This is a genomic window from Providencia sp. PROV_01 (assembly GCF_053098325.1).
Genome location: NZ_JBRFKD010000002.1, coordinates 4,208,288 through 4,223,047, shown reverse-complemented (window position 1 = coordinate 4,223,047; position 14,760 = coordinate 4,208,288). Strand labels below are relative to the sequence as shown.

The 14,760-nt window shown below is 42.8% G+C and carries 10 protein-coding genes; 8 read left to right on the top strand and 2 right to left on the bottom strand.

Annotated features, from left to right (window positions below; genetic code table 11):
* The first annotated feature begins 108 nt into the window (after positions 1–108).
* The 3 genes from ACU696_RS20400 to ACU696_RS20390 are packed head-to-tail and all read left to right on the top strand — an operon-like array spanning position 109 to position 3,827.
* The gene (locus ACU696_RS20400) at positions 109–1,449 is read left to right on the top strand and encodes an MFS transporter (protein WP_123382220.1); all 1,341 of its coding nucleotides are present in this window, start codon (positions 109–111) and stop codon (positions 1,447–1,449) included.
* Between the two features lie 33 nt (positions 1,450–1,482).
* Positions 1,483–2,658, top strand: a complete 1,176-nt coding sequence (locus ACU696_RS20395) for a glycerate kinase (protein WP_123382221.1) — start codon at positions 1,483–1,485, stop codon at positions 2,656–2,658.
* 14 nt (positions 2,659–2,672) lie between these two features.
* Entirely contained in the window at positions 2,673–3,827 is a 1,155-nt protein-coding gene (locus ACU696_RS20390) for a CdaR family transcriptional regulator (RefSeq protein WP_004907773.1), read from the top strand.
* A 12-nt stretch (positions 3,828–3,839) separates the two neighbouring features.
* Here ACU696_RS20390 and narL read toward each other — a convergent pair whose 3' ends face one another.
* Positions 3,840–4,496 carry a two-component system response regulator NarL gene (narL, locus tag ACU696_RS20385; RefSeq protein WP_004907776.1) on the bottom strand — a complete coding sequence of 219 codons (657 nt, stop codon included), beginning with the start codon at positions 4,494–4,496 and terminating at the stop codon, positions 3,840–3,842.
* Positions 4,497–4,517: 21 nt separating this feature from the next.
* Positions 4,518–6,260, bottom strand: a complete 1,743-nt coding sequence (gene narX / locus ACU696_RS20380; protein WP_123382222.1) for a nitrate/nitrite two-component system sensor histidine kinase NarX — start codon at positions 6,258–6,260, stop codon at positions 4,518–4,520.
* Between the two features lie 331 nt (positions 6,261–6,591).
* Here narX and ACU696_RS20375 point away from each other — a divergent pair, with 331 nt between their 5' ends.
* The 5 genes from ACU696_RS20375 (at position 6,592) to narI (ending at position 14,758) form a co-directional block, all read left to right on the top strand.
* Positions 6,592–7,992 (top strand): NarK family nitrate/nitrite MFS transporter, encoded by a 1,401-nt coding sequence (locus ACU696_RS20375; RefSeq protein ID WP_102138107.1) that lies wholly within the window; start codon positions 6,592–6,594, stop codon positions 7,990–7,992.
* A 67-nt stretch (positions 7,993–8,059) separates the two neighbouring features.
* On the top strand, positions 8,060–11,821 hold the full coding sequence (locus tag ACU696_RS20370) for a nitrate reductase subunit alpha (protein WP_164529207.1): 3,762 nt from the start codon (positions 8,060–8,062) through the stop codon (positions 11,819–11,821).
* Complete coding sequence (gene narH, locus ACU696_RS20365) at positions 11,821–13,362, top strand: nitrate reductase subunit beta (RefSeq protein ID WP_109912751.1); 1,542 nt, start codon at positions 11,821–11,823, stop codon at positions 13,360–13,362. The genes ACU696_RS20370 and narH overlap by 1 nt, the downstream gene beginning before the upstream one ends.
* Entirely contained in the window at positions 13,359–14,084 is a 726-nt protein-coding gene (gene narJ / locus ACU696_RS20360) for a nitrate reductase molybdenum cofactor assembly chaperone (protein WP_004907791.1), read from the top strand. The genes narH and narJ overlap by 4 nt, the downstream gene beginning before the upstream one ends.
* Positions 14,081–14,758, top strand: a complete 678-nt coding sequence (gene narI / locus ACU696_RS20355; RefSeq protein ID WP_004907792.1) for a respiratory nitrate reductase subunit gamma — start codon at positions 14,081–14,083, stop codon at positions 14,756–14,758. Before narJ ends, narI begins: the two co-directional genes overlap by 4 nt.
* The last annotated feature ends 2 nt before the right edge of the window (positions 14,759–14,760 follow it).

The following is a 14,760-nucleotide window of genomic DNA, read 5'->3' as shown; positions in this document are numbered from 1 at the left end:
GAAAGCCCGACGTGGGGCGTCGGGCTGTTGCTGAAGTAAAAGCTACAGGTATGGGTCACTTAGAACCAAGAGCCGTACCTGTTTCACTACAACATGAGGATCTTATCTATGTTTTCTACAAATGCAAAGTTAGATTATGCGGCTCAGGGGAAAAAAACCAACGCAAAGATATACCGTAACCTGATGCCGTTGTTGATTTTAGCGTACATTATTAGCTTTATTGACCGAACGAATATTGGCATGGCAAAAAATGCGATGTCGATTGATTTAGGATTATCTGCAACCGCATTTGGTATCGGAGCAGGGCTTTTTTTCCTAACCTACTCAATTCTTGAGATCCCAAGTAATTTGATCATGGAAAAAGTAGGCGCGCGTTTTTGGATCACGCGGATCATGATCACGTGGGGGTTATTATCTGCGGCGATGGCATTTGTGACAGGGCCGACTTCTTTTTATATCTTACGGTTATTACTGGGAGCAGCTGAAGCGGGTTTATATCCCGGGGTTATTTTATATATGACATATTGGTTTAGCCAAGAGGAACGAGCTAAAGCAACGGGGTTATTTTTACTTGGGGTCTGTCTTGCGAATATTATTGGAGCACCGCTAAGTGGCTTATTGCTGAGTATGGATGGCTTATTAGGTTTCCATGGTTGGCAATGGATGTTTGTTATTGAAGGTTTACCCGCGGTGATCCTCGCATTTGTTGTGTGGTTTGTGTTGCCGAATAAACCGGAAGATGCGAAATGGTTAGATGAGGATGATCGGAATTATATTAAATATAAACACGACCAAGATAAAAACAGCATTAGTGTGAGTAATAGTAAATTCTCACTTAAGGCGGCATTTAAAAATAAAGCCTTTATGATGATTGTTGCTATCTATTTTACTCACCAGTTCTCCGTCTATGGTTTAAGTTACTTTTTGCCTACTATTATAGGTGAGTATGGCAAACTGACACCGATTCAAATTGGCTTATTAACGGCGATCCCTTGGATTTCAGCTGCAATTGGTGGCATTTTTGTGGCGAGAAAAGCCAATACACCGCGTCGTTCATCACGTATTTTAATTTCAGGTTATGCCGTGATGGCGGTTGGATTAGTGATAGGTGCACTGGGAGGCCCAGTTGTCGGCTTAATAGGCTTTTGCTTGACTGCATTTATGTTTTTTGTGGTTCAATCGATTATTTTCTCTCTTCCACCCACTTATATGAGTGGCAGTATGCTGGCGGGAAGTTTAGCATTATTGAACTGCTTAGGATTATTTGGTGGTTTCCTCGGCCCGTTTATTCTTGGTTTTTTTGAGGATTACACTGGAACAGCGACTTCTGGATTATGGTTTGGTGTCGGTTTGTTAGTTATCGGAACGATTATTGCTTCACGAGTGAATACTAACGGTATGAGCGAACCTCAACCATTACAAGTATCGGCTTCAGAGGAAAGCAAATAATTCAACATCGCCATTTACAATAGGAAAGTCTGCATGAAAATTGTTATCGCACTTGATTCCTTTAAGGGAAGTTGTTCTGCAAGGTTAGCATGTCAAGCCGTTGCTGAGGGTTTCAAGCGTGTATCCTCTGAATTAGATATGACGTTAGATATGACGTTATTACCCATATCTGATGGCGGAGAAGGTTTGTTGGAGTCACTGGAACATAGCCCGGCGCTTTCTGGTGTAACACCTTATATTTTTAGCTGTACTGGACCTTATGGTAGTAAGGTTGATGCAGGATTATTAGTGCTGGAGGAAAAAACTGCTTTTATTGAAATGGCACAATGCTGTGGGCTGGAATTAGTTCAACGCGAGCACCGTCGCGTTGAAAATGCCTCGACTTATGGTTTGGGGGAAATGGTCAAGCATGCACTCGATATGGGTTGCTCTCGTATTGTCATAGGGATAGGAGGAAGTGCAACTAATGATGGTGGTGCAGGGTTTGCTCAAGCATTAGGTGCTTTGTTTTATGATAAAAATTCTCAGCTTATTGAGGCGCCAATTTGCGGTAAAGACCTCATTAATATTGCAAAGATTAATTTTGATAAATTTGACTCGCGAGCCGCTAAGGTTGAATTTAATGTTTCTTGCGATGTTGAAAACCCTTTATTAGGCAATAACGGCGCGACTTATATTTATGGTCCTCAAAAGGGAGCGGACAAAGCCACACTTGATCAGCTTGAAATGGGAATGGCTCACTATGCGAAATTAATGTCAGCAATAACGGGAAAAGATGTTTCGCTGGAGGCGGGCAGTGGCGCTGCGGGTGGATTAGGTGCGGGGCTTCGTTGGTTTGTTTCGGCAAAGCTCGAAAAAGGAATCGATCTCGTTTTGGGGCTCCTTGGTGCGAAATCCTATATTCAACAAGCGGACTTAGTCATTGTAGGAGAAGGGCGGCTTGATAGCCAAAGTGCGAACGGTAAGGCTCCTGTGGGAGTGGCTCGTATGGCCAGTCATTATGGTGTGCCTGTTATTGCGCTTTGCGGAGGATACAGTGAAGATAGCCGTATCCTATATCAACATGGTATTAGCGCAATGTGGTCATTGTGCCCTGGGCCGATTTCCCTTGAGCAAGCCATGACAAATGGTGAGCGTTACTTGGCAGATACAGCAGAAAATTTGCTGCGAACCGTACTAGCGAATCCGAATAAGCAAATAAAACCCTAAAGTGAGGCGGTAAGATGCTACTGACTGAAAAATTAGCCAATGATATTGTCACGCGTGCAATGGGGATTATCCATCACAACGTCAATGTGATTAATAGTCAGGGCGTGATTATCGCCTCAGGGGAAAAAAAGCGTATTGGTGAAATTCATGAAGCCGCAGTGGAAGTGATTCGCTGCGGCAAACGGATCACTATTTACAATGAAAATGAAGCACGAGCTTATTCGAATGTAGCTCCGGGGATAAACCATCCGATTGTTGTGGCAGATAAAGTGGAATTAGTCATTGGGGTGAGTGGTGACCCTGTTGTGATCCAGCGTTATGCTGAGCTTGCCATACTGACGGCTGAGCTGCTAATTCAACAAGAAATTGAGCGGCGTAGTATTAACTGGCAGCACCGTTTGCGAGATATGTTATTTGTCCAGTTTATAGAAAGTACAACGCAAGCTCAGGGGCGCAGTGCGTTACTCAAACTGCATAACTCTGGTTTTGCATTCACTTTACCGACTATTCCTGTGATTATTAATATTGAAGCTATTCAGTATCGTCCTGAAATACTCGATACGATCATTACTGAATTATCAGCCATGGAAAAAAGTGATGTGTTATTGCTTAATAGCCGCGAAATTTTGATGCTATTTCCATCAACTCATTATCAAAATGAATCATTTATTCCTAATCTTCATTTCATTCTAGATAGCCAGCTTAGCCAATATTATATTGGTGTTGGTGTCCAGGCAGATACGCAGGAACATGTGAGGGATGCCGTTCATTTCGCACGTTCAGTCATTGAAGTTGGCCGGCTAACTGTGCCCGATAAACAAGTTTTTCTATTTAAAGAAATGGCATCTTTATGCCTCTTTAATGAATTGGAAAATAGCTATCTATTTAATTTCTTTTTGGATATTTGCCATAAAATATTGTTGCATGATTCGGGGGATATTTTAATTGAAACCCTTGAGTTATTCCTATCGCAAAATGGGGAAATAGGCAGTACCGCACAGCAATTAGGCATTCACAGAAATACATTAAGTTATCGGTTACAGCAAATTAAAAAGCAAACCAGTTTGGACCCGACAAGGTTTACGGATCTGATTCAATTATCTGTTGCTATGCATGGCTATCGTCGACGTTACCCAAAACAACAGCCATGGCTTGATGCATTAAGTTAAGGTGCAGTGTCATTACTTTTGTTGTAAAACCCAAATAGCCGCTTCAACGCGTGATTTTAAATTGAGTTTCTTTAGTAGGTGTTTGACATGGACTTTGACGGTGCTCTCTGTGATTTGTAATTTATTAGCAATCATCTTATTTGATAGCCCCTGAGAGATTAAATCTAAGATATGGGTTTCTCTTGGGGTTAATGCCGATAAATTATGCTCTGTAGAGGCTCGGTTATCTCTTAAGGATTCAGCTAAAATAGAGGCGAGCGTTGGGCTAACGACCATTTTACCACTTGCTGCTTCTTTTAATGCAATAATTAATTTTTCGGGTTCCATGTCTTTCAGTAAATAGCCATCAGCACCTCGTTTTAATGCATTAATTAAGTCTTCACCGTAATTGGATACTGTAAATAAGATAATACGGCCTGAAAGTTCGCGGCTACGTAAACTATCGAGTACTTCAAAGCCATTCATACCCGGCATATTGAGATCTAATAGGATTAAATCGGGGTCTTGCTCTTCAGCAATTTTAATACCCGTTATTCCATCGTCTGCTTCACCAATTACTTTTAATGTGGGTTCTAAACTAATTAATTGTTTAACTCCGTTACGTAGCATCGGGTGGTCATCAATCAGTAAAATGGTGGATTGCCCAGTTAGTTTATTTTCATTTTTCATTAATGAGTTACTCCAATTCAATTAAGCCACAGTCAGTGGAAATTCGACATTAACAGTAGTGCCTCCTTGAACTCTTGGCGAAATTTGATATTTCCCATTTAGGCTCAGAGCTCTCTCCCTCATAATAATCAATCCGTAATGGTTATTTTTTGTTGGCTGAGGCTGAATCCCTTCCCCATTATCTTCTATCGTCATGGTGATTAATCCGTTATTTTCAATTAATGAGACTTGTGACCAGTTTGCATTAGCATGTTTGAGAATATTGCTTAAAGCTTCTCGGATTATCTGGATAATATGGATAGATTGATGTGGGGAGAGGCTTTTTGCTGGAATTTGGTAATTTAATCCAATTTGAAAACCAAGGCGCTGACTGAATTCTTGGATTGTGCTTTCTAAAGCCGGGAATAAGCCGGGTTCAGTTAATTTTAGCCTGAAGGTTGTTAAAAGTTCACGTAATTGGCTATAAGCGGAATTTATTTCATTACGCATTTCGTTTAATAGTTCTTGGTGCTTAGTTGGCAATGTTTTAGGTTGCATTTGCAGATAACTAATTTGCATTTTGAGACAAGATAATGATTGTGCGATTGAATCATGCAATTCTCTCGCAATCGCCGAGCGTTCATCCATAATCAGTAACTGCTGTTGTTGTTCTAATTGGTGCTCCATCGCTAACATTCCCGCAATTTGTTTAACTAGCATCAGCACTAAATTATTTTGCTCTTCAGATAATGGCTGATTTATATCTATTTCAGCCAAAATCATGCCATAACGCTGTAAGTTATCGGAAATCTCCCATGATATTACTTTAAGTTGTTCAGTTACCTTGGGTGACTTGAGAGAGTGCTCTTCGTTTTCTGGGCAATGAATTTCATGAAAGTAGGTATCATTATTTTCTTCGTATAGTCTCAAGCTGATATTCTGTAGCGGTATTAAGCTTTTAAGCTCAGATAATACTTTTTCTAACCTGACTGATAATGGCCCAATGGCATGTAAGGTGCGATTAGATTGGTATAAATAGAGTAATACTTTATTTTTATTTTGCAGGTCAGCCGTTTTTTCGATAACTCGGGATTCTAATTGATGGTAACTTTGTGCAAGCTCATCCGACATTTGATTTAACGTTTGGCCCAGTGAATTTAGCTCATCTTGTTTTTTGCCTGCAGGAAAGCGCTGACTAAAATCTTGGTGACTAATCGCATTCACCATATGAAGTAACTTAAGCCAAGGTGTATAAATTTTCTTTCTAAAATGGCAGATAGCAAAAATAAGTAGCAACGAAACGAGGCTAATAAATACCATTTGAGTGATTGCTACATAGGTTATCTTTCGTTCTGTTTTTTCATCAATATTGCGAACTAATGCATCAAGCTTATTAACAAAAGCAACGACCGCAAGCCGTGCATCATTAGGCGAAACTGCATGGTTAAGTGCAGGTTTTAATTCTGTAACCCAATATTGATAAATCTCAGAAAATTGCGGTTTTAAATCTTCTATTTCGACGACTTGTGTCAGTTCATCGCTTAATAAATTTTTCTCAAGTTCACTTACATATACGTCAGAATATTGGTTGAGTGGTACTAATGAAAGTAAATGATAGCTTTGCATCCGCAATGAGCCTGATTTATTAATTGCATGTGCATTTCCTTGCACACTAATGATCATACTATTTGAGATTGTCATGCCAATAATACCGAGTACGGCAATCAATAACATTAAACCAATAACTTGGTTAATGATTGAAAATCGGTGATAAGCAATAGACATAAATAATCCTTTCTACGGTACATGTTTATTCATTATTTTTGATAACGTAGATATTGTTTCTCTATTATATAAAATTGAATATGCCACTTCGGTATTACTCCTTAATATCCCATTGAAATATTCGCTTTAAATTCCAATACATAAAATTACCGAGTAATAAATTTTTTTGTTTTAATTCAATTTGTTATTGGCTTGTACTCCTAATACCCCTCTAGTGGTTAACGAAAAAAAACGCGAATATTTCATTTAAGTCTCTCTTGATTTAGATCAGCTTCACGGTGGTCTATTCGCCACACACTGCGAACAGAAATTGTATTTATCGGGGTGATTTATGTCTCAACGAGATAATGTTAATAACGTAGTTGCACCGTCAAATAACGGAGTTATACAGGATTGGCGTCCTGAAGATACTCGGTTTTGGCAGCAAACAGGGCAGCGTATTGCAAATCGTAATTTATGGATTTCTATTCCATGTTTATTGCTCGCATTTTGCGTATGGATGTTATTTAGTGCAGTTGCAGTTAACTTAAATAAAGTGGGTTTTAATTTTACGACAGACCAATTATTTTTATTAACCGCATTACCTTCCGTTTCAGGCGCTTTATTAAGAGTCCCTTATTCATTTGTTATTCCTATTTTTGGTGGGCGTCGCTGGACGGCGATTAGTACACTATTTTTAGTGATCCCATGTATTTGGCTAGGTTATGCGATTCAAAACCCTGCCACGCCTTATCAAGTCTTTGTCATTATTTCCCTACTTTGTGGTTTTGCTGGCGCTAACTTTGCGTCCAGTATGGCCAACATCAGCTTCTTCTTTCCTAAAGCTCGCCAAGGCGGGGCACTTGGTCTAAATGGTGGGTTAGGCAATTTAGGGGTCAGTGTCATGCAATTGGTGGCTCCTTTCATTGTAGGTGTTGGCGTATTTACTTTTGTGGGTGGAGCTGGAGCGGCTCAGCCGGATGGCTCAACGTTGTGGTTAGAAAATGCCGCTTGGATTTGGGTGCCATTTCTGCTGCTTTTTACTGTGATGGCTTGGTTTGGCATGAATGATTTAGCGGCGAATAAGGCATCTCTTAAAGCGCAGTTACCTGTTTTGAAACGGGGTCATCTATGGGTATTAAGCCTGTTATATCTGGCAACATTCGGCTCATTTATCGGTTTTTCTGCCGGTTTTGCTATGTTATCGAAAACGCAGTTCCCAGACGTCATTATTTTGAAGTTTGCCTTTTTTGGCCCTTTCCTCGGAGCTCTAGCTCGTCCAGTCGGCGGCATGTTGTCTGACCGTTTTGGTGGTGTGAAAGTCACATTACTGAACTTTGTGGTCATGGCGGTTTTCTCCGGCTTGCTATTTTTTACGTTACCAGAAAACGGCCAAGGAGGCTCTTTTGGAGCATTTTATGGCGTATTTATGGTGTTGTTTTTAACGGCAGGGCTAGGTAGTGGCTCAACCTTCCAAATGATTGCTGTCGTTTTCCGTAAATTAACTATGGACAAAGCCATCTTAAGAGGAGCTTCAGAGCAAGAAGCCCAAAAAGAGGCGGTAACAGAAAGTGCTGCGGCTCTAGGGTTTATTTCTGCAATTGGGGCAATAGGTGGCTTCTTTATTCCAAAAGCGTTCGGTACATCACTAACACTGACGGGGTCACCGGCAGATGCGATGAAAGTGTTTTTTGTATTTTATCTTTCCTGTGTGTTTATCACATGGCTGGTATATGGCCGTAAACACAAATAATAACAAGTCATAAAAATCAATTTTAGCAATGTACGGCGCCGGTCGCCGTCTCTTTGGAGGCAATCCGATGAGCAAGTTTTTAGACAGATTTCGGTATTTTAAGCAGTTAGGCGAGACCTTTTCAGGTGATCACGGGCAAGAATTAAATGTAAACCGTGATTGGGAAGATGGTTATCGTAGCCGTTGGCAGCATGACAAAGTCGTGCGTTCCACCCATGGTGTTAATTGTACTGGCTCTTGTAGTTGGAAAATTTATGTCAAAAATGGGTTAGTCACTTGGGAGACCCAACAGACGGATTACCCACGCACTCGCCCAGACCTACCTGATCATGAACCAAGAGGATGCCCTCGTGGGGCGAGCTACTCTTGGTATTTATATAGCGCAAACCGTGTTAAATACCCAATGATGCGTAAGCGCTTACTTAAATTGTGGCGTGAAGCAAAAGCAGAGCATCAAGACCCTGTTGCAGCGTGGCTATCTATTATTAATGATCCACAAAAGGCACAAAGCTATAAACAAGCTCGTGGTCGCGGTGGTTTTGTTCGTTCAAGTTGGCAGGAAGTGAATGAACTGATTGCAGCGGCAAACGTCGCGACGATTAAAGAATTTGGTCCTGACCGCATTGTTGGCTTTTCACCAATTCCTGCGATGTCGATGGTTTCCTATGCCTCGGGCGCGCGCTATTTATCATTAATTGGTGGCTCATGCTTGAGCTTTTATGACTGGTATTGTGACTTGCCACCTGCATCCCCAATGACGTGGGGCGAACAGACTGATGTACCTGAATCTGCGGACTGGTACAACTCATCCTACATTATTGCTTGGGGTTCTAACGTTCCGCAAACCCGTACGCCAGATGCTCACTTCTTTGCAGAAGTCCGCTACAAAGGGACTAAAACAGTCGCGGTGACGCCGGATTACGCGGAAATTGCCAAATTATGTGACCATTGGTTGAACCCGAAACAAGGAACAGATAGCGCCATGGCAATGGCGATGGGGCATGTGATCCTCAATGAGTTCCATGTAAAACGTGAAGCAGAATACTTCCGTGAATATGTGCGAACTTACACCGATATGCCTATGTTGGTGATGCTCGATAAGCACGAAAATGGTGCCTATGTTGCTGGGCGTATGCTGCGTGCTTCGGATCTCGTTGATTCTTTAGGCGAAGAGAAAAATGCCGAATGGAAAACCATCGCGATTGATGAAGAGACGGGCGAATTATGTGCTCCACAAGGTTCAATGGGGTTCCGTTGGGATGGCGGTCAAAAATGGAATTTAGAGCCGCGTGCGGGACAAGATGCACATGACATAAAAATGAAACTCAGCTTGGCAGATAGCCATGATGAATTTGTTGAGGTTGGCTTCCCATACTTTGGTGGTTTAGAAAGTGAGCATTTTCAAAGCGTTGAACTGAAAGACGTCTTACTGCATAAATTACCTGCGAAACGTATTCAGCTTGCCGATGGCAGCGAGTCACTGGTTACTAGTGTGTATGATTTGATGCTTGCTAACTACGGTATTGACCGTGGTTTTGGTGATGAAAACTGTGCGGTTGATTACGATGATATGAAAGCGTATTCACCGGCGTGGGCAGAAAAAGTCACTGGGGTTAGCCGCCAAAATATCATTCGTATCGCCCGTGAATTTGCGGATACCGCAGAGAAAACTCACGGTCGTGCGATGGTGATTGTCGGGGCAGGGATTAACCACTGGTACCACATGGACATGACCTACCGTGCGATTATTAATATGTTGATTTTCTGTGGTTGTGTTGGGCAAAGTGGCGGCGGCTGGTCTCACTATGTTGGGCAGGAAAAATTACGTCCACAAACGGGTTGGTTACCTTTAGCATTCGGTTTGGACTGGCAGCGCCCACCTCGTCATATGAATAGCACCTCTTTTTTCTATAACCATTCAAGCCAATGGCGTTACGAAACGGTGGGAACAGAAGAGTTGCTGTCGCCTCTAGCCGATAAACACGCCTTTAGCGGCAGTTTAGTTGATATGAATGTACGTGCAGAACGCATGGGGTGGCTGCCGTCAGCGCCACAATTAAATGTAAACCCATTAAATATTGCGAAGAATGCACAAAATGCAGGTATGTCACCCACAGACTATACTGTTAAGCAATTGAAAGAAGGGAATATTCGCTTTGCAGCAGAGCAACCTGATGATCCTCAAAATTTCCCACGTAACCTGTTTATTTGGCGTTCAAATTTATTGGGGTCTGCAGGGAAAGGTCATGAATATTTATTGAAATATTTATTGGGTACTGAAAATGGTATTCAAGGCAAAGACTTAGGCCAACAAGGCGGCGTCAAACCTGAAGAAGTGGAATGGCAAGATAAAGCGGCAGAAGGGAAAGTTGACTTAGTGGTGACTCTCGACTTCAGAATGTCGAGCACCTGCCTGTTCTCGGACGTTATCTTACCGACCGCTACTTGGTATGAAAAAGACGATATGAATACCTCGGATATGCATCCATTTATTCACCCATTGTCAGCTGCGGTCGACCCAGCTTGGGAATCCAAAAGCGACTGGGAAATTTATAAGGGGATTGCCAAAGCATTTTCTGAGGTCAGCGTTGGGCACTTAGGCAAAGAAACGGATGTGGTGACGTTGCCGATTCAACATGATAGTGCAGCCGAGATGGCACAACCGTTTGATGTTAGAGATTGGAAAAAAGGGCAGTGTGAGCTTATTCCAGGGAAAACAGCGCCACATATTATCTGTGTTGAGCGTGACTACCCAAACACTTATGCACGTTTTACCTCTCTTGGCCCACTCATGGATAAACTGGGTAATGGTGGTAAGGGCATCAGTTGGAATACGCAAGATGAAATTGATTTCCTGAAAAAGCTCAATAAAACTCAGCCTGAGGGGGCTAATGCAGGGCGACCAAAAATTGAAACAGCGATTGATGCCGCAGAAGTCATTTTAACACTCGCGCCTGAAACTAATGGGCAAGTGGCAGTAAAAGCATGGGATGCGTTAAGCAAAGTAACGGGCCGCGACCATACTCATCTTGCTCGTTATAAAGAAGACGAAAAAATCCGTTTTCGCGATATTGTTGCGCAGCCGCGTAAAATTATATCGAGCCCTACATGGTCAGGGCTGGAAGATGAACATGTTTCCTACAACGCCTGTTATACCAACGTACATGAAATGATCCCATGGCGGACGCTCAGTGGTCGTCAGCAATTGTATCAAGATCACGAATGGATGCGCGCCTTTGGGGAAAGCCTTGTGGTGTATCGCCCACCGATTGACACTCGAGCGGCTCAGCCTCTTATGGGGAAAAAATCGAATGGATTTCCTGAAAAAGCACTGAACTTTTTAACACCGCACCAAAAATGGGGGATCCACTCTACTTACAGCGACAACTTATTAATGTTGACGTTAGGCCGCGGTGGTCCAGTTGTTTGGCTTAGCGAAGAAGATGCTCGTGAACTGGGTGTTGAAGATAACGATTGGGTTGAAGCTTTTAACAGTAATGGGGCATTAACCGCCAAAGCGATCGTTAGCCAACGTATTCCTGATGGCATGATCATGATGTACCACGCCCAAGAACGGCTGATCAACTTACCCGGCTCTGAAATTACGGCTCAACGTGGTGGAATTCATAATTCGGTCACGCGTGTTTGCCCGAAACCGACCCATATGATCGGTGGCTATGCGCACCTTGCCTATAGCTTCAATTATTACGGAACAGTAGGTTCTAATCGTGATGAATTTGTGGTTGTTCGCAAAATGAAACAGGTTGACTGGCTGGATGGTGAAGGTGATGCCTACCAGCAGACCTTGAGCGGAAAGGAGAAAGCATAATGAAAATTCGTTCTCAAGTCGGCATGGTGCTAAACCTTGATAAATGTATTGGTTGTCACACTTGTTCAGTGACCTGTAAAAACGTGTGGACTAGCCGCGAAGGGGTAGAATACGCATGGTTTAATAACGTCGAAACCAAACCGGGTATTGGTTACCCCCAAAATTGGGAAGACCAAGAGAAATGGAAAGGCGGTTGGATCCGCACCATTAAGGGTAAATTGGTTCCACGGATGGGAAACAAAGTGGGTGTTTTATCGAAAATCTTCGCTAACCCAGATGTACCTGCCTTGGATGATTATTATGAGCCATTTAATTATGACTACGGCCATTTAAAAAATGCCAAAGAAGGTAAGCACGTACCGACAGCACGTCCTCGTTCATTAATTACGGGTGAGCGAATGAGTAACGTCAAAATGGGACCAAACTGGGAAGATGATTTAGGTGGTGAATTCGCCAAGCGAGCCCAAGATAAAAACTTTGAACATATTCAAAAAGAGATGTATGGGCAGTTTGAAAATACATTCATGATGTATTTACCACGCCTTTGTGAACATTGTTTAAACCCAGCGTGTGTCGCGACCTGCCCAAGTGGGGCAATTTATAAGCGCTCAGAAGACGGTATTGTGTTGATTGACCAAGATAAATGCCGCGGCTGGCGTATGTGTTTAACCGGTTGCCCGTATAAAAAAATCTATTTCAATTGGAAAAGTGGTAAATCAGAAAAATGCATTTTCTGTTATCCACGTATTGAGTCAGGCATGCCAACGGTCTGCTCTGAAACCTGTGTTGGTCGTATCCGTTATTTAGGGGTATTGCTGTATGACGCGGACAAAATTGAGTCAGCGGCCAGTGTAGAAAAGGAAACTGACCTTTACCAGAGCCAACTTGATGTTTTCCTTGATCCTCATGATCCAAAAGTGATTGAAGAAGCGCAAAAACAAGGGATCCCATTAAGTGTGATCGATGCGGCACAGAAATCCCCAGTGTACAAAATGGCGATGGAATGGCGCTTAGCTCTGCCACTGCATCCTGAATATCGCACGTTACCAATGGTGTGGTATGTGCCACCTTTGTCACCGATCCAGTCAGTGGCAGATTCAGGGCTCTTAGCCAATAACGGTGTATTGCCGGATGTAGAAAGCTTACGTATTCCAGTGCAATACCTTGCGAATTTGTTAACGGCGGGGGATACCGAGCCGGTGTTATTGGCGTTAAAACGTATGTTAGCGATGCGCCATTTCAAACGGGCAGAAACCGTGGAAAACCAATGTGATACCAGCGCGTTAGAACAAGTTGGCTTAACACAAGCTCAGGCACAAGAAATGTACCGCTATTTAGCCATTGCTAACTATGAAGACCGTTTTGTCATTCCATCCAGCCATCGAGAATTGGCACGCGAAGCGTTCCCTGAAGCCAAAGCTTGTGGCTTTAGTTTTGGTGATGGTTGCCATGGCAGCGATAGCAAAGCGAATTTATTTAATAGCAGGCGCATTGATGCCATTGATATCACACCAAAAAATAATCAGGAGAAAGCACTATGATGACACTAAAAGTGATTTCTCGGTTATTGGAATACCCTTCGGAAGCGCTTTGGTTACATCGCGATGAGCTCATTGAAGCACTAGAACAGGCTGATGAGCTGCCTGTCACACGGGCTGTTCAATTGATGGTGTTTGTGCGCGAGTATCTCAACGAAGACTTACTTGATATGCAGGCGCAATATTGTGAGTTGTTTGATAGAGGCCGCGCAACATCATTATTGCTATTTGAGCATGTGCACGGTGAGTCCCGAGACCGAGGACAAGCGATGGTGGATTTAATGGCTCAATATCAGCAACACGGTTTGCAAATTGATTGCCGTGAATTACCTGACCATTTGCCCATTTATTTGGAATATCTAACGGTATTACCGACCAATGAAACTATCGAGGGGTTGCAGGATATTGCGCCAATTTTAGCGTTGTTAGGGGAAAGGCTGAAACAGCGAGAAAGCCGTTTCTCTGTTTTATTTGATTTTTTACTTGAGCTTTCTCATAGCGATATTGCGGCGGAGCAATTAAGCAAACAAGTGGCAACCGAAGTACGGGATGACACCCCAGAGGCATTAGATGCGGTTTGGGAAGAGGAGCAAGTGAAATTTTTTGCCGATGAAAAAACATGTGGTAGCGAAGTGGCGGCACATCAACATCGCTTCGCCAATGCGGTGGTACCACAGTATTTGGATCTCAGTGTGGGCAGCAGCCATGTAGGAGTTCAAAAATGAATTTTATCAATCAATTTTTCTTCGATATTTACCCCTATATCGCTGGGACGGTATTTATTGTCGGTAGTTGGTTACGTTACGATTATGGGCAATACACGTGGCGAGCGGGTTCCAGCCAAATGTTGGATAAAAAGAACATGCGTTTGGCATCAAACTTATTTCATTTGGGGATTATTGGGATTTTTGTCGGCCACTTTTTAGGCATGCTAACGCCTCACTGGATGTATGAATCTTTCTTGCCAATGCATATTAAGCAGTTAATGGCAATGATTGGTGGGGGCGCAGCAGGTGTGATGATGTTAATTGGTGGTGCGATGCTATTGAAGCGCCGCCTAACAAACCCACGAGTGAGGGCAACTTCATCCTTCGGTGACATCATGATTTTAACCTTGCTGGTGGTGCAAGTTTGCTTAGGATTACTTACCATTCCATTCTCAGCACAACATATGGATGGCAGTGAAATGCTGAAATTAGTGGGATGGGCGCAGTCTATTGTGACATTCCATTGGGGGGCATCCAATTACCTTGAAGGTGTTGGCATCGTTTTTAAACTGCATATTGTGTTGGGGATGACGATATTTTTACTCTTCCCATTCTGCCGTTTAGTGCACATTTGGAGTGCACCTATCGAATACCTGACTCGTCGGTATCAATTGGTGAGAAATCGCCATTAGGT